This window comes from Vreelandella sp. F11 (assembly GCF_042466685.1).
Lineage (GTDB): Bacteria > Pseudomonadota > Gammaproteobacteria > Pseudomonadales > Halomonadaceae > Vreelandella.
The window spans coordinates 2,799,977-2,816,201 of sequence record NZ_CP170448.1; the positions used below are offsets into that span (position 1 = coordinate 2,799,977).

The 16,225-nt window shown below is 58.7% G+C and carries 11 protein-coding genes and 1 riboswitch; of the genes, 5 read left to right on the forward strand and 6 right to left on the reverse strand.

What is annotated here, in order from left to right; genetic code table 11:
- Positions 1–188 precede the first annotated feature (188 nt).
- From ACFIOZ_RS12880 to ACFIOZ_RS12905, 6 genes are read right to left on the reverse strand one after another with little or no spacing between them, the layout of a single operon-like run.
- A complete protein-coding gene (locus ACFIOZ_RS12880) occupies positions 189–1,352 on the reverse strand; it encodes a cobalamin biosynthesis protein CobG (RefSeq protein WP_386078297.1) in 1,164 nt (387 codons plus the stop codon).
- Positions 1,330–5,199: a cobaltochelatase subunit CobN gene (gene cobN, locus ACFIOZ_RS12885; RefSeq protein ID WP_386078300.1), complete on the reverse strand. Its 3,870-nt coding sequence runs from the start codon at positions 5,197–5,199 to the stop codon at positions 1,330–1,332. The genes ACFIOZ_RS12880 and cobN overlap by 23 nt, the downstream gene beginning before the upstream one ends.
- Entirely contained in the window at positions 5,199–6,305 is a 1,107-nt protein-coding gene (gene cobW / locus ACFIOZ_RS12890; protein ID WP_386078303.1) for a cobalamin biosynthesis protein CobW, read from the reverse strand. The genes cobN and cobW overlap by 1 nt, the downstream gene beginning before the upstream one ends.
- On the reverse strand, positions 6,292–7,662 hold the full coding sequence (locus ACFIOZ_RS12895) for a cobyrinate a,c-diamide synthase (protein ID WP_386078305.1): 1,371 nt from the start codon (positions 7,660–7,662) through the stop codon (positions 6,292–6,294). Before ACFIOZ_RS12895 ends, cobW begins: the two co-directional genes overlap by 14 nt.
- A complete protein-coding gene (gene cobO / locus ACFIOZ_RS12900; RefSeq protein WP_386078308.1) occupies positions 7,662–8,255 on the reverse strand; it encodes a cob(I)yrinic acid a,c-diamide adenosyltransferase in 594 nt (197 codons plus the stop codon). Before cobO ends, ACFIOZ_RS12895 begins: the two co-directional genes overlap by 1 nt.
- Positions 8,256–8,275: 20 nt before the next feature.
- Entirely contained in the window at positions 8,276–10,021 is a 1,746-nt protein-coding gene (locus ACFIOZ_RS12905) for an AAA family ATPase (protein WP_386078310.1), read from the reverse strand.
- Between the two features lie 324 nt (positions 10,022–10,345).
- On the opposite strand from ACFIOZ_RS12905, the gene ACFIOZ_RS12910 reads away from it, so the two are divergent.
- The 5 genes from ACFIOZ_RS12910 (at position 10,346) to ACFIOZ_RS12930 (ending at position 16,202) form a co-directional block, all read left to right on the forward strand.
- Complete coding sequence (locus ACFIOZ_RS12910) at positions 10,346–12,103, forward strand: type VI secretion system PAAR protein (RefSeq protein WP_386078313.1); 1,758 nt, start codon at positions 10,346–10,348, stop codon at positions 12,101–12,103.
- Positions 12,093–12,692: a DUF2931 family protein gene (locus ACFIOZ_RS12915; protein ID WP_386078315.1), complete on the forward strand. Its 600-nt coding sequence runs from the start codon at positions 12,093–12,095 to the stop codon at positions 12,690–12,692. The genes ACFIOZ_RS12910 and ACFIOZ_RS12915 overlap by 11 nt, the downstream gene beginning before the upstream one ends.
- A 412-nt stretch (positions 12,693–13,104) precedes the next feature.
- Positions 13,105–13,297, forward strand: a riboswitch (cobalamin riboswitch).
- A gap of 63 nt (positions 13,298–13,360) precedes the next feature.
- Positions 13,361–14,377, forward strand: coding sequence for an ABC transporter substrate-binding protein (locus ACFIOZ_RS12920; RefSeq protein WP_386078318.1), 1,017 nt, complete (start codon positions 13,361–13,363; stop codon positions 14,375–14,377).
- Positions 14,374–15,438 carry a FecCD family ABC transporter permease gene (locus ACFIOZ_RS12925; protein ID WP_386078321.1) on the forward strand — a complete coding sequence of 355 codons (1,065 nt, stop codon included), beginning with the start codon at positions 14,374–14,376 and terminating at the stop codon, positions 15,436–15,438. The genes ACFIOZ_RS12920 and ACFIOZ_RS12925 overlap by 4 nt, the downstream gene beginning before the upstream one ends.
- Positions 15,438–16,202, forward strand: coding sequence for an ABC transporter ATP-binding protein (locus ACFIOZ_RS12930; RefSeq protein WP_386078323.1), 765 nt, complete (start codon positions 15,438–15,440; stop codon positions 16,200–16,202). Before ACFIOZ_RS12925 ends, ACFIOZ_RS12930 begins: the two co-directional genes overlap by 1 nt.
- Positions 16,203–16,225: the final 23 nt, after the last annotated feature.

A 16,225-nucleotide genomic window follows, 5' to 3' on the forward strand; every position in this document is an offset into this window, starting at 1 on the left:
TTCTCCAAATAAACTAATTCGCAGTTGCTGGTCTGCAAGGTATCCGTGCCAGGGCAGGTTTCCGCGAGGGCGCTGTGAACCCGTCCCTGGGCGCTACTTTTTCCATCCCTGGAAAAAGACCCTCGCTACAACCTGCCCTGGCACTCAGCTATCTAGCATATAAGCCGCTATTTTTAACTTCGATCAACCTAACTGTTTTCGCTGAGCTTTCTAATAAAATCCAACACCTCACCCTCCGTGAGGCCTCTCTTAACCGGCGTGCTATCGGCATTGCCGTTAACAATAAGATTAAATCGGCCAACCTCACCTACCAAACAAACATCGGAAGGTGATCGGCGGGCACAGCCTTTGGCGCAGCCGGATATATGTACGCTGCTATTTTTCAGGCCGCTTAGCCGCTCGGCAAGGGGCTGAGTGGCGACACTCGCCTGCTCACAGTACGGCGCGCCGGGGCAGGCATCCATCAATAGCCGCGGGTCGCTATTATGCCGGATTAAGCCATCAACCGCTGGCGCTGCATCGCCCTGCCCTAATTTCTGTTTAATCAGCAGGCGCCGCCAGGGCGTGACCTGCACGGTGGTAGCACTCTCAGGCGCTACCAAATCACGCAGCATTGAGGCGGTGGCACGCCCAAAGGGCAGCCCCACCACCTGGCCAGCGGGATGGCTGCCCAGCGCCAGCTTAGCGCCGGGGGGCGCTGGGGCCATATCAGCGGGCGCCCACTCCGGCAGTGGCGCTTTATGGCGGCGCATACGCCCGGCGTCCCAGCCGCCGCTCTCCACAAACCAATGGGTGAGTCGGATTAGCTGCTCAACGGCGGCTTCCGCATCGCTAACTGCTGTGCCTAATGGGTGGCCATCGGCACGTACCAGCAGGCCTCCTTCCACTGAGCGCTCAACGCGAAAATCGGCGGCGCTATCGCTCAATACCGGCGCTTTTCCCGCATCGATGGCGATACCCACTTTGCCGGGCATGACGGCTAATTCGTTGCCCCGTGCTTGCAGCAAGCTGGCAATGGTAGGCGAGTCATCCCCCGCTTGCCAGTGTGGCGCCAGCATCAGCTGCGGCTGGCGTTCTGCTTCCGGGTCGGCGCTGACCAACTGGTGCTCAACCAGAAAGGCCATTAACGGCGGCCAGCTGGTGTCGGTCACGCCGCGCAGCTGGAAATTAGCGCGGCTGGTGAGCTCGATCAAACCACTGCCGAAGGTCTCGGCGGCTTCGCATAGCGCCAGCATCTGTTGCCGTGAAAGCTGCCCCATGGGCGGGCGCACTCTTACCAATAGGCCATCGCCGGTGGCCATGGGTCGCCACGCGCCGGGGCACCAGCCTTTAATGCGCGGGCTGGGTAACATAACCGCTGGTCTCTTTGGCTTCATCCATCTCCAACAGCAGATCCTGCAGCGATTGTCCGTGCTCGCCGGGGGCTTGCCACATGCCCCGCTGGGCGGCTTCGAGCAGCCGTTCGGCCATCTCTTCTAGGGCTGCCGGGTTGTGCTCACGCAGAAACTGCTGATTGGCGGGGTCGAGCACCAGCGCATCGCTGACCTGGGCATACTGGTAGTCTGCCACCAGATCGGTGGTGGCGTCGTAGGCAAACAGGTAGTCCACCGTGGCGGCCATCTCAAAGGCGCCCTTATAGCCGTGCTCTTGCATGGCGTTGATCCATTTGGGGTTCAACACCCGGGATCGAATCACCCGGGCTAGCTCTTCCTTCAAGGTGCGAATCTTGGGCGCGGCGGGATTGGCGTGGTCGGCGTGATAAATCACCGGCGCCTGACCGCTGAGCGCCCGGCTGGCGTTGGCCATCCCACCCTGAAAGGCGTAGTAGCTGTTGGAGTCGAGAATATCGTGCTCGCGGTTATCCTGGTTCTGCATTACCGCATCCAGGCCTTGGAGCTGCTGTTCAAAGGCACCCCGTGCGGCCGTGCCCGACTCCTTAAACTGGCCGTAGGCGTAAGCCCCCGCATCCAGATAGGCGTCGGCTAAATCGTCGGCGTTCTCCCAAGCGCGGTTCTCAATCAGCCTGTTCAAGCCCGCGCCATACTCACCGGGCTTGCTGCCAAAGATGCGGTAGCTCGCCTGCTGGGCGGCCATTGCCGGGCTTAGCCCCTGGGCTTCCAGCGTTTTTTGGCGGGCCAACACCGCCTCGCGAATGGTGTTGCTGTTGCCCGGCTCCTCATAGGCGGCGACCGCTTGCACGGCGGCGTCAAACAGGCGAATCACATTGGGAAACGCATCGCGGAAAAACCCGGAGACCCGCAGTGTAACGTCTACCCGCGGGCGATTGAGCAGCATCGAGGGAATGACCTCGAAGTCACTGACCCGCTGGGAGCCCAACGACCATTTTGGGCGCACCCCCATCAGCGCAAAGGCCTGGGCAATATCATCGCCGCCGGTGCGCATGGTGGCGGTGCCCCAAATCGAGAGGCCCAACCGGCGTGGGTAATCGCCGTTATCCTGCAGGTAGCGCTCAACAAACGCCTGGGCGGATTTTTCGCCTAGCGTCCAGGCGGCGGGCGATGGAATCGAGCGGTTATCGACGCTGAAAAAGTTGCGCCCGGTGGGCAGCGTATCCAGCCGCCCCCGACTGGGGGCACCGCTGGGCCCGGCGGGCACAAAGATGCCCTCAAGGCCATCCAAAAGCGACTGAAGCTCCATCTTAACGCCCCGCTGCATGGCGACCCATAAGTGCTCGCGGGCATAGCGCAGCTGCTCCGCCGTGGCGGGGTAATCCCGAGCCAGCTCGTCCAGGCAGCCCGGCGCTAATACGTAGTCGCTCACCCAGCGCTCGGCGAGCAGTTCCAGGCGCTCCCGAGTATCCCCGCCAGTGCGCCAAGGGGCATCAAGTTGTTCGATCAACATAGCGGGCTTAGGGCCCTGCCAGGCCTCGTTGGCAGCGGCCAGGGGGTCAAAAGGCTTACCATCATGCTGCTCAATCAACCCTAAATCGCGGGCTAAATTGTGCAGCAGGCCGCGCTGGGCCACCGCTTCGCCCCTGGGCAGCCGCAGTAGCGCCACCAGAGTGCCTGCCCGCTTCTCCTCAGGTGGCAACGTGCCGAGCACATGCAGACCATGGCGAATCTGGGACTCTTTGATATCGCAAAGAAAGGTATCCAGCTCGTTGAGAAGTTCGGCGTCATCGCTGGCATGAGCTAGCTCCTGATCGATGCCGGTGTCCCGCAGATGGGCTAAAATCTGCCCGCGGATCAGCGCTTCCCGGCGGGGATCCATATCCAGCGCCTGGTAGTACTCGTCGGTAAGTGCTTCAAGCTCGGCCATGGCGCCGTAGAGCTCGGCCCGGGCCAGGGGCGGCATCAGGTGGTCGATAATCACCGCCTGACTGCGCCGTTTCGCCTGGGCACCTTCGCCTGGGTCATTGACGATAAACGGATAAAAGTGCGGCAGCGGCCCCAAGGCAATATCCGGCCAGCAGTCGGCGCTTAGCGCGGTACTTTTCCCCGGCAGCCACTCTAAATTACCATGCTTGCCTACGTGGATAACCGCATCGACCTGATAGTGCTCGCGCAGCCAGAAGTAGAATGCCAGATAGCTGTGGGGCGGCGCTAACTGCATATCGTGGTAGGACTGGGTGAGATCATCAATAAAATCCCGCTCAGGCTGGATACCCACAAAGGTGTCGCCTAAGCGGATGCCCGCAATCATCAGCCTCCCTTGACGGCATTTGGGGTCATCCTGAGGGGCGCCCCAGCGTGTCCAGACGATGTCCTGTAGTTCAGCGGGAAGGGTTTTAAACCAGGCCAGGTAGTCATCCACACTGATGCTCTGCCAACAGGCGCGCTGATCGAGGCTGGCGTGATCGTTGGTTACCGCGCCTTGGAGCAGAAGGATTAACTCATCGCCACTGTCAGGCAGCTCGCTAAGGGGATAGCCCGCCTCGGCCAGTTCAGTCAAAATATTTAGCGTTGAAGCGGGGGTATCCAGCCCTACCCCGTTGCCGATCCGGCCATCGCGATTGGGGTAGTTGGCCATGATCAGCGCGATGCGCTTTTGGCTATTGGGGGTGAGCCGCAGGGAGCAGATACGCCGTGCCAGTTCGGCCACAAAGGCGGCCCGCTCCGGGTGCACCACGTGGTGGGTGACCGCCAGTTGGCAGCGCTGGTTGTAGTGGGCTTCGGCTTTAAACCCCACCGCCCGGGTGATAATACGCCCATCCATTTCCGGCAGCACCACCTGCATAGCCACATCGCGGCTATGCAGCCCAGCGGCCATGCCCTGCCAATCTTCCGTGGTGCTACTGGCAAGGATCGCCTGGAGCACCACGGGCCGCCCAACAAACAGGCTATTTTGCAGGTCAGTTGACAGCGTATCGCCCAAAGCATCCAACCCATCGGCGTTGCGATTGACCGCAAAGCTGGTGGTGTTAATCACCAGCATGGCGCCGGTCTGCTCAATCAGATGATTAATAAAATCAATGCACGGCCCCTCTTTTAAGGAGGCCACCGCCACCGCCAAGGGCTCCAGACCTTGCTCTTTAAGCGCCGCGATCATACCGTCGGGCACGGCGGTATTGGCCCCCTGCAGGTGGCTGCGATAAAACAGCAGCAGGCATACCGGCCGCCCCGGCACCTGACAATCACGCCACTCGCTAAGGCTTGAAGCCTGCTGATCTTGCGAAGCATAAATCACCGCTGGCGGAATCACCTTGGGCTCCTGCCAGTCGCCGAACTCACTATTTATGCTCTCGCTGGCCATATATTGGCTGGCGACAAAGCGCAGCAGCTGCTCGGCGTTATCAGTACCGCCCTCGCGTAGATAGCGCCACACTCGGTAGGCATCATCAAAGGCAATGGTGGAGTCTTCCAGAAGCGCATCATCCGGGGCGTCGCAGCCCGGCACCAGAATCAGTTGGCGACCGGGTTTGGCTGCCGCCCAGGCCAGCAGACGTTCGTGACCGTACTGCCAGTAGGCCTTGCCGCCCAGCAGCGAGACGATGACCAGCTGAGCCTTTTCCAGCACCCGATCTTCGTAGAGATCATAGGCGGCCGGTTTTACCAGGTTCATCCAGTTGGCTAGCCGCACCGAGGGGTACGCCTCGCCCAGACGATCGACCGCCTGGGCCAGCGCCGAAAGATTGCTATCGGCGGCGGAGAGAATTACGACCTCGGCGGGGCTCTGCTGTAGATCGATGATGCCTTCATCATCGACAAAGCCCCCCGGCTTAGCGGCAAATAAGTGCATTAGCTAGCCGTTTGAACCTCTATGTCAGCTAGCGCTTCCCGCAGCGCTGGGATATCCAGGTCTTTACCAATAATCACCAGTTGGGTTTGGCGGATTTCGTCCTGGGCCCACAGCCGGTCGAAGTAGCCTTCCAGGCGCTCGCCCACCGCCTGAATGACCCGGCGCATCGGTTTACCGGGAATCGCTGCAAAGCCCTTGACACGGTAAATCTCGTGGTCTATCAGCAGCTGCTGCAGTTTGCTGGCCAGAGCATCGCCATCCACTTCGCCCAGGGTGATCACGCAGGAATCAAAGTTATCGTGGGCGTGGTCGTGGTGAGCGCCTTCGGCATGGTGCTTATCGTGGTGATTAGTGATGCTATCAATGCTCTCTTCGCTGGCCGCGCCGATGCCCATCAGTGCTTCCAACTGGGCGGTATCGCCCGTGAGTGTCTGATCGATAAACAGCGTTTTAACCGAGGCACTCACCCGCGCCTGAACCACCGTTTCCACCCGAGCACGCTCTTCCGAGCTGAGTAGATCCGCCTTGCTGACCAGTACCAGATCCGCCGCGCTGAGCTGATCATCAAGCAGCTCACGCAGGCTGGGGTCATGATCAAGACTTTCATCGGCGCGGCGCTGTGCTTCGACTTTATCCACGTCACTGGCATAGCGGCCAGCGGCCACGGCGGGGCCGTCGATCACGGTAATAATCGCATCCACGGTGCAGTGCTGACGCACATCGGGCCAGTTAAATGCCTGCACCAGCGGCTTGGGCAGCGCCAAGCCGCTGGTTTCGATCAGGATATGGTCGATATCGTTACGGCGGGCGACCAGCTTCTTCATTACCGGCAAAAACTCTTCTTCCACCGTGCAGCAAATACAGCCGTTGGCTAACTCATAGATGCTGCCATCTTCACCGTCTAGCTGCCCGCCTTCGCTGCCCGGCTCGCAGTCAAGCGCGCAGCTGCGAAGCAGGCTGGAGTCGATATCCTGCTCGCCGAACTCATTGACGATCACGGCGATCCGTTTGCCGGTCACCTGACGCAGAATATTGGCCAGCAGAGTAGTTTTGCCGCTGCCAAGAAAACCGGTAACCACTGTGGCGGGAATCTTATTCAACTGCATGGGTAAATGCCTCGCTGTGTTGCGGTTCGCAGTACGCCGGGCTGGCAGAAAAGAGCCTTGCCACAGCGTCAGGATTATTGGGAAAAAACAGATGTAAATAAGTCGCTGTCAGACGCTTTTGACGGTAAATCGCCTCTCCCGGCGCGGGGTGGCGCTGGCGGCGGCCGTGGGCAATCGGCTCCGGGGTGCCCTCCGCCATGGAGCGGTGATGGGCATGGCCACGCACCGGTCCTTCCGGCAGTTCGGCGGTTTGCATCCCCTGGCAGCCCCGGCGACCGCGCATGGCGCCCTGCCCAGGCAACAGGCCCAGCAGGGTATGGGGCACATCGTCATAGCCGGTGAGGCTTTCCAGGCAGTACAGCAGGCCTCCACACTCGGCTAGGATAGGTTTATCGGCGTTAAAGAACCCCTGAATGGCTCCGCGCATGGCGCTGTTATCGGCAAGCGTTTGGGCGTGCAGCTCCGGGTAGCCCCCCGGCAGCCACAGGGCATCGCACTCGGGCAGTTGGCTATCCGTTAGCGGCGAGAAGAAACGCAGCGTGGCGCCCATCTGCTCTAACAGATCCAAATTGGCCTGGTAGATAAAGCTAAAAGCAGCATCGCTGGCCACGCCAATGGTGTGGCCGGTAAGCACAGGCTGAACGGCGGCGAGCTGTTCTTGGGGCGCACTAAAGGTCACCGGCGGCAGTGCTGAAAGCGCTCCCAGCAGCCCTGCCGCTTCCAGCGCTTTGGCGCCCGCCTCAAAGCGCGCTTCCAGATCCTCACGAATCTCCGCCGCTTGCACCAGCCCAAGGTGGCGCTCGGGGAGCGATAAAGAAGGATCGCGGGGCACGGCGGCCAGCAAAGGAATCGATGGCGGCAGCGCGTCTTCGATCAGTTCACGGTGGCGCGCCGAGCCGCAGGCGTTGGCGATCAGCCCGGCGATATGGATATCATCCCGAAAGCTGGCCAGCCCCGAGACCAGCGCCGCGGCGGTTTGGGCCATACCTTTAACATCCATAACGATAGCCAGGGGAATGCCAAACAGCGCCGCCAGATCCGCGCTGGAGGGCTCGCCGTCGAACAGCCCCATGGCGCCTTCCACTAAAATCAAATCCGCTTCGCAGGCAGCGTCATAAAAGCGCTGGCGACAGTAGGCTTCGCCGGCCATCCATAGATCCAGCTGATCCACCGGCTGACCGGAGGCCTGGGCGAGGATCTGCGGGTCTAGATAGTCTGGGCCGGTCTTAAACACCCGCACCACTTTGCCTTGATTACGCAGCAGCCGCGCCAACCCTGCCGTGACGGTGGTTTTGCCCTGGCCTGAGGCGGGGGCGGATAGAAACAGCGCGGGGCAAGTCGTGGCTGGCGTACTCATTAGTATTCGATCCCCTGCTGCGCTTTGACGCCACCGCGAAAGGCGTGGCGTTCGTCCTGAACGGTGCTGATGGTATCGGCGATTTCCTGCAGCGGCGTGGCCATGGTGCGCCCGGTAATGATTACGTTTTGATGGGCGGGGCGGCGCTTAAGCGCTTCAACCACGGGCTCGGGATCAAGATAGCCGTACTTGAACATATAGCTCATCTCGTCCAGCACGATCAGGTGATAAGCGGGATTTTCCAGCAGACCTTTGGCGACCAGCCAGGCGGCCTGGGCAGCTTCGATATCGCGCTCGCGGTTCTGGGTTTCCCAGGTAAAGCCGTGGCCCATAATGTGCCAATCAAGCTTGGGGTGATCGCGAAAGAACAGGTACTCGCCGGTTTCGCGACGACCTTTAATAAACTGAATCACCGCGCACTGCTGGCCGTGCCCCAACGAGCGCGCCATGGTGCCGAAGGCGGAGCTGCTTTTGCCCTTGCCGTTGCCTTTGAGCAGGATCAGCACGCCACGCTCTTCGGTGGCGCGGCTAATCCGCTCATCGATCACCTCTTTTTTGCGCTGCATGCGGTTTAGATGGCTAGCGTCGCTCATGGGGTTTCCCCGTTAGTCGTTCAAAGAGGGTTTATAAAAGATGGCTTTATAAAAGAAGGCTTTCCAAAACCAGCTGGCCAGTAGCGTGCGCCCAACTGCTGAGCAATGCGTGCCCCCTGGCCGCGCTTGACCTTGGAGTGTTCGGTATCGATTAACAAACACTCGCCTAACGGCGCGAGATCGTCAACGGATTCCCGGCTGCGGCCATCGGTAATCAGGTAGGTACGCACCTGCAGGCCGGGCTCGCGGCGCTGCCACTGGCGAATCAGCCGTTTGGCTTCAATAATCGCTTCCCGCAGGGGGGTTCCGCCGCCGCCCTTGGCACTATCAAGAGTGTCCCGAGCGTTTTTGGGCGCCCGGCGGCGGGAGAGTATCGGCACCACTCCGCCATTACCAAATCCCAGCACCGCCACCTGCTCCCGCGCGGCGTAGGCTTGAGTCACCAGCGATTCGACCAGCCCTTTCGCCTGGCCTAACAGGCGCTGGCCCAGGGTCGAGCCGGAGGTATCCAGCAGCACCAAGTGCGCCGTCGCTTGCCCCGCCCGGGCCTTGCGCATTTTTAACTGCTGCCAGGGCCACTGGCCGCGATTGGCGATAATGGTCGCAAAGCCATCCAGTCGTGAAGTCGCCACCTGGGAACGCCCCTGGCCCAATGCACCGCCTTTGCCCGCGCTAGCGGCGGTATCGGTGTTCTTTGCCCGCTGAAAAAGGTCTTCGCTATCGGGCAGCTTCAGCGCTGGCTGGCTAATCGACGCTTGAGCCATGGGAGGCATGGCGCCCCACTGGCCCTGTTCACCGCGCTGGCTGGACGACCCGCCGCTGGGCGCGTTATTGGCTGACGACGAACCGCCCTCGCCTTGCGAAGGCGTTTGATTAGGCGGCGATGACGGGGGGTGCTGCTCAGGCGGCTGGGTACGCCGATGCGCCAGCACCCAGGGCTCAACGGTGTCGATATCCTGCGGCTCCACGCTAGCCACGCCACGCCAAGCGGCATGGGCCTGGGCAGCGCGGTGCCAGGTAACGTCGGCGCGCAGGCCTTCAACCCCGGCGGCTTCACAGCGGTTAGCAATGGTTCGATACACCCAGGGGTCGGTGGTGATCTCCTTGAGTAAGCGCTGGGCCTTAGCAATACGCTCGGTCAGGGCGGCCTGGGCGGCCTCAAAGTGTTGCAGCGTGCCAGTAGGGTCGCGGTCAAATGCCTCCCGCTGCTGCACGATGGCAATACGCTCGTCGATGCTTATGGCGCCTTCCTGCTCAAGGCAGAGACCGAAGCGGTCGAGCAGCTGAGGGCGCAGCTCGCCTTCGTCGGGGTTCATGGTGCCGATCAGGCTAAAGCGCGCCGGGTGGGAGTGGCTAATGCCATCGCGCTCGACAATATTGGTGCCGCTGGCGGCCACATCCAGCAACAAATCAACCAGGGTATCCGGCAGCAGATTGACTTCATCCACATAGAGCACCCCACCGTCGGCTTTCGCCAGCAGCCCCGCATGAAAGGTGGCTTCGCCATCGGCCAGCACCTTCTGCAGATCCAGACTGCCAACCAGTCGATCTTCGCTGGCACCCAGCGGCAGAGTCACAAAAGGAGCGCGCTGCCCTTCGCTATCGCCAGGCAAAATAGCGGCCAGCGCCCGGGCTAAAGTCGACTTGGCGCTGCCTCTTGGCCCGCTAATCAACACCCCGCCGATACGCGGATTAATGGCGTTAAGGAGAAGCGCGGTTTTCAGCGCTTCCTGGCCAACCACCGCCGCAAAGGGAAACTCACTCACCGGCACCTCCCGTGCTGGCCAAGCCCGCTAACCGGCCACTAGGAGCCAACTGACCATGGGAGCGTGGGACTTGAATATGATTCATGGTAACTAGCAGAGTGATAATAAAACCATTCATAAAAAAGTGGGAATTTAAAAGGGATTCAGTATAGAGGAAGGCATGCCGGCGAGGCCAATTTGTTCCGCTACCATGAGCCGTACTGGTTTAAAAGCTCATTATACTTACCTGTACACTTTCATATTACGGTGAGTCACTTTAAGCTAATACTAATTAACCGTCAGTAAAGATGATATGAATTCTTAAAGGATCAAAGGAGACAGGGAGTGAGTAAGAAAATTGTCGTCGTGGGTGATATAGGCACAGATCACGAGGGCTTTCCCCCCTCACCGGTCACCGCTGGCTCGCCGGATGTTTTTGTTGATAGCAAACCCGTAGGACGGGTGGGTGACCCTCTGGAAGCCCACGCCAAGCCTAACCATCCTCCTCACCCCCGCTCTATCGCCAGTGGTTCAACCACCGTACTTATCAACGGCAGGCCCGCCGCCCTCACCGGAGGCTCAGTCGATTGTGGTGGCGTCACTATAGGCAGTGGCAGTGTCATCATCGGCGATGATCAAATAGCGACGCCCTCTCGCTCTCTGCAAGGAGCTGCGGCTGCGACGGCATTGCACGCTAATTCCAGCAGTGCTAGCGCTCACCAATCAGCCGCCATTGATGCTCGCCTCAACCAATCAATGCTTCCCCTTACTGCTCGGCAGCCAGGAGCCAGCGCACTGCACAATGGTCAGGGAGGGCCAGCCAGTGCAAGTAATTCGTCGCAATCCCAAGCGACAAATGAGGAAGAAGACTCATCCAGAACCCTACGGCTGGGGGTGTTCTTCGACGGCACTGGCAACCATATGCAGAACGACCTACGGCTAACGGATCGGGATATTACCAATGTGGCTCGATTGTACGACCTTTACCGTGACTTAGGCTCTGGAGGAACCGAGCAAAGTATATATATTCCTGGCCCCGGCACGGTGGACGGAGAAGCCACAGCTGATGGCTTTGATGCCCCAGAAGATAGCTGGGGACTAGCATTGGGAATAGGAGCCACAGGGGGACATTCGAGAATTGAGATGGCTCTGCAACAGCTTCGAACTATTGTAGAAGATACCTCAGCATCTGAAGTGATTATTGATGTATTTGGATTTAGTCGAGGCGCCGCACTGGCCCGGCACTTCGTCAATCTTATCAATTCCTGGCCTGCGACCATCCATGTACCTCAACTTAACTGGTGGCGGCGTCCGGTCATAGAGTTTCGGGAAGTGACTGCTTTTCCTCAAGGCGTTAACGCTAGCGTTGGGTTTGTCGGGCTGTTTGATACAGTGGGCAGTTTTTACTTTCCTGGTAACGAGCAGAACCTTGATTTCAACCTGCACCTGGGTGCCCATAGCGCCGAGCAGGTTGTTCATCTAACCGCCTTTCATGAAATTCGCACAAACTTTCCACTGTCAAAAATAAGTGGGGCTAGCGGCGGCCTGCCCGGCAACTTTATAGAAGAGGCCTTACCGGGGGTTCATTCCGATGTGGGCGGGGGCTATGAGAACCCTGAAGTTGACTTCCAAAACTATGAGCTGTTTGAAGTAAGGCGGTATCAGGGACATGGTCTTAACCCTCGAACAATTCAGTCTGCCCAGCATAAGATTGCGGAACTAAACGCCGCAGACTCAAGAAACATTCAGCCACGAGTGGAAGGAAGCGATGTTATCGCCGAGGAACGACGCCCTACCCGCAAGGAGTTGTCTTACTACGCCTTGCATAAAATGTACGATTACGCGGTTACTGCAGGCGTGCCTTTTAGGGCGATGGGAGATTCCTATAATATACCCGATAAGTTACTAGAGGCTCTTGATCAGTGGCAGGCGGCCGGTGGCAACTTGGCAAATGCTCGTGATTATCTTTATGACTATATTCATACCTCTTACCGCATCGGTGACATTGCTCATAGGCCAGAGCCGAATCGGGTACGGCGCTTTTTCCTAAGCAGTTCTCAGCATGCAGCACAACCACAAGGCCTGGTGAGTCATGGCGGCTAAATCTTCGATGCTTCGAACCTTGCTAGTAGCCTTATGCCTAGCCCTAATCACCGCGTGTTCCGGCGAACCCCATAAATATAATTTTGTTATTTCAGTGGCCGGCGGCCCTAACGGCTGGCCTGTTTGGGTCGAAGATCTCACATTTAACAATGCCTGGAGTGCTCCTGCAGGCATTATCGAAGGCGGCTTTGACCACAATCCCCCTGGAGGGGCACTGGTGGTATTGTCGTCGCCAAAGGCAGTTCCCGATTCAGTGCAGGCTCGCTGGTTTTCACATAGAACCCAAGCCTTTTACCAGATCGATCTTTCGCTTCCAGAAGACTTTAGTGACCGTGTTGATGACTGGTACCAGAAGTACCCCGAACCCAAATACGGACACTACTTAATTGTTGGTTTTTCCGGAAAAGGTGAAGCCCTTGTTTGGTGGCGGGCCAGATGCATGGATTGTGGCTATGATCGCAGTGAGGATTTCAGCACCCCCATCGTTGAAAATGCACAAGCGTCCGTTGTGGAAGGCGACCCAAGTCGATACCGAAGCCAAACCGAACAGTTTGTTAACGAGGGACTCTTTCCCAGGCCTGAGGAGTAATGGTGACTAAACCACCCCCTGCAAGGCGTCACATCCAGATCATGTATATTGCTTAACAAAAGTGACTGACTGTATATGGGGGCACCATTGTGTGCTCTGCGCGGGCAGTGCACGTTTTAATTGTTTTCAGGGCCATTAGCAACCAGCATTGAGAAGCTGTCCAACCATGAGGTCGATACCCTTACTGCTCCAGGTCAGGCGGCATGGTGTTGATCAGCTCAATGCCTGGTGATATCTGCCCGCAAACCTTCAACGGCCGCAGCACCGCCGGCTCGCTCGCAAACTGCGACTTGTAGGCTTAAGAATGCCGCTGGATTTTTACACGCCTTAAAAATAAAATGTTATAACATTACTATAATGACGGGTTTCATAAGATCCTTAGGCTTTGTGTTGTTCGCTCCCCCCCCTGCCACCTAGAATGGCCAGTGTCGGTGTTCCCCACGGAACTTAATAGAGAATCCGCCGCGGCTTGCCGCGAAACGGAACTGCCCCCGCAACTGTAGGCGGCGAGCGATGCTCTTTGATGCCACTGGACACATTGTCTGGGAAGGCGAGCTAGCCATGACCCGTCAGTCAGGAGAACTGCCGATATATTACTTACATCGAGCGAAGTGGCTCGGTCGGTATTTTCTGGCCGAATGCGGAGCTCATCATGCACGGGAGTGTACATGATGTTGAGATTGACCACGGCCATCGCCGCGAGCGCTGTTGGCCTTGCCCAGGCGGCTTACGCCTCCACCGACTACCCGCTTACGCTAACCAACTGCGGCGTAGAGATCAGCGTGGCGTCGCCCCCGGAGCGAACGGTGACTGTAGGCCAGTCAGCCACGGAGATTCTCTATTCGCTGGGGCTCACTGATCGAGTGAATGGCACCTCGGTTTGGTTCAACCCGGTTCTTCCCCAGTTTACTGAGGCCAATGAAACGATCGAGCGGATCGCCAACGATGACCCAAGCTTCGAGGCCGTGGTCAATAAACGGCCCGAGCTGGTGGCGGTACAGTACGAGTGGCACATAGGCCCCACCGGCAGTGTCGCTACCCGTGAGCAGTTTCATGAGCTGGGTATTAACACCTTTATTATGCCCGCCGACTGCGATACCAAGGATAACTCTACCGGCGGCGACGGTACCCGCACGGCCGCTTTCTCCACGGATTCGATCTATAAGGGAATCACCGAACTAGCACAGATTTATGATGTGCAAGACGCTGGCGAGGCGCTTGTAGCCGACCTGATCGACCGCGAAGAGCGTGCTATTGCCCTGGCGAGCAGCCTTGATTTGCCGGAAGATCTGTCAGCGGCATTCTGGTTCTCCTCGACAGACCTGGGGGTTAGCCCCTTCGTTGCGGGTCAGCTCGGCGCGCCGGGCTATATGATGGACAAGCTCGGTATTCGCAATGTGATCGAGTCTGATGAGGAGTGGCCCACGGTGGGCTGGGAGAGCATCGCCAGGGCTGACCCCGATGTGCTCGTGATCGCCAACATGGATCGCCGCCGCTTTCCCGCCGACGACATTGAAGCCAAGCGTGAGTTTCTGCGCAGTGACCCGGTCACTCGCGAGATGAGCGCGGTTAAAAATAATCGCATCGTCGAGATGGATGCCCATGCCATGAGCGCCACGATGCGCACTATTTACGGCCTTGAATCGTTGGCCGAGGCGCTAGCGACAATGGCATTTGACGAATGAGCATTGCGTTAACGCGGCTATCATCGGCAGGCTTTGGGCTACGCTGGCTCTGGATAACGCCGCTTGTGCTCGTGGCGGCACTGATTGCAGGCACCGCCATTGGTGAGACGCCGATTCCGGTTGATACCATTCTCAAAGTACTCGCCAATCAGCTACTGGGCGCGGATTATGCGGTTGACCGGATCGATGCAGGCATTATCTGGAACTACCGGCTTAGCCGCGCCGTGGTCGCTGCCTGCTGTGGTACCAGCTTGGCGCTGGCGGGGGTCGTGCTTCAGGCGCTGCTGCGAAATCCTTTAGCCGACCCCTACCTAATGGGCATTTCCGCTGGGGCCTCTACCGGTGCGGTGGCCGTGGCCGTCGCTGGCATTGGCGCGGGGGCGCTTTCGCTCTCCCTGGGTGCCTTTGTGGGTGCCCTTCTCGCCTTTGGCATCGTGGTGATACTCGCCCATGCGGCCAATAGCGGTGTAGGTGGTGGCCGCGGCGTTCAGGCTGCGGGAGCGATTATTCTGGCAGGCATCGCAGGATCACAGCTGTTCAATGCGCTGACTGCTTTTATCATTACCAAATCAGCAAGCGCCGAGCAGGCCCGGGGCATTATGTTTTGGCTGATGGGCAATCTCTCTGGGGTGCGCTGGGCCGATGTCACCTTGGCCGTGCCTGCCGCGCTATTCGGGCTGCTGGTTTGCCTGTGGCACCGGCGCTCTCTGGATGCGTTTACCTTCGGTGCCGACAGCGCCGCCTCCATGGGCATAGCAGTGCGCCCGGTGCGTGGCATGCTGATTATCGCCATGGCGCTGGTCACAGCGGTAATGGTCTCTATCGTGGGAGCGATTGGCTTTGTTGGGCTGGTGATTCCCCATGCCATGCGTTTTATTGTGGGTAGCCGTCATACCCGGCTGGTACCAGCGACCGCCTTAGCGGGCGCGGTGTTTTTGATTGGTTCCGATATTTTTTCCCGGGTGCTGGTGTCCGGCCAGGTACTTCCCATTGGGGTGATTACCTCGCTGATCGGCGCGCCGGCTTTTGCGTTGATTCTGGTGCGTGGCAAGAGGTCTTAATGCGATTATCTGCTGAACAGCTCGCTTGGTCAGTGCATGGCACGCCACTGCTTAGCGACGTCAATCTCACCGTCGAGCCCGGCCAAACCTTTGGCCTGGTGGGGCCGAACGGCTCGGGCAAAACGTCGCTACTTCGCCTGTTGGCGGGCTTGAACAAACCCAAGTCAGGACAGGTGCTGATAGGTAGCCAGCCCCTGCACAACCTCAAGCAACGGGCGATTGCTCAGTCTATCGCCTTAGTCGAGCAGCAGGCCGACACCACCGATAGAATTAGCGTGCGTGACGTAGTGGCGCTGGGCCGGACGCCCTTTCTTACCGCGTTGCGCCCCTGGTCAACAGAAGATGATGCCATTGTGGTTCAGGCGCTGGTAGATGTCGATATGGTGCATATGGCGGATCGGCTTTGGCACACGCTCTCTGGCGGCGAGCGCCAGCGGGTACATATTGCCCGTGCGCTGGCTCAAAAGCCTAAAATCCTGCTACTGGATGAACCCACCAACCATTTGGATATTCGTCATCAGCTGTCGATTCTTGAATTGGTCAGGCAGTTGCCGATCACGGTGATTATCTCGCTGCACGACCTTAACCAAGCCATGGAGTGTGACCGCATCGGCGTGATGGATGGTGGCCGCCTGATCGACAGCGGCCACCCTAATGAAGTACTCACCACCAGCAGGCTACAGCAGACTTTTGGGGTATATACCCATGTGGTCGATGATCCTGTGGACGGCAAACAGATCATGCGTTTTCGCAGTGCAGTTTAGTTGGATAGGCAGCTCACAATAGC

Coding starts and splice junctions, on each gene's coding strand:
- ACFIOZ_RS12880 (WP_386078297.1), bottom strand. CDS start 1,352: ATGTTACCCAGCCCGCGCATTAAAGGCTGGTGCCCCGGCGCGTGGCGA.
- cobN (WP_386078300.1), bottom strand. CDS start 5,199: ATGCACTTATTTGCCGCTAAGCCGGGGGGCTTTGTCGATGATGAAGGC.
- cobW (WP_386078303.1), bottom strand. CDS start 6,305: ATGCAGTTGAATAAGATTCCCGCCACAGTGGTTACCGGTTTTCTTGGC.
- ACFIOZ_RS12895 (WP_386078305.1), bottom strand. CDS start 7,662: ATGAGTACGCCAGCCACGACTTGCCCCGCGCTGTTTCTATCCGCCCCC.
- cobO (WP_386078308.1), bottom strand. CDS start 8,255: ATGAGCGACGCTAGCCATCTAAACCGCATGCAGCGCAAAAAAGAGGTG.
- ACFIOZ_RS12915 (WP_386078315.1), top strand. CDS start 12,093: ATGGCGGCTAAATCTTCGATGCTTCGAACCTTGCTAGTAGCCTTATGC.
- ACFIOZ_RS12920 (WP_386078318.1), top strand. CDS start 13,361: ATGATGTTGAGATTGACCACGGCCATCGCCGCGAGCGCTGTTGGCCTT.
- ACFIOZ_RS12925 (WP_386078321.1), top strand. CDS start 14,374: ATGAGCATTGCGTTAACGCGGCTATCATCGGCAGGCTTTGGGCTACGC.
- ACFIOZ_RS12930 (WP_386078323.1), top strand. CDS start 15,438: ATGCGATTATCTGCTGAACAGCTCGCTTGGTCAGTGCATGGCACGCCA.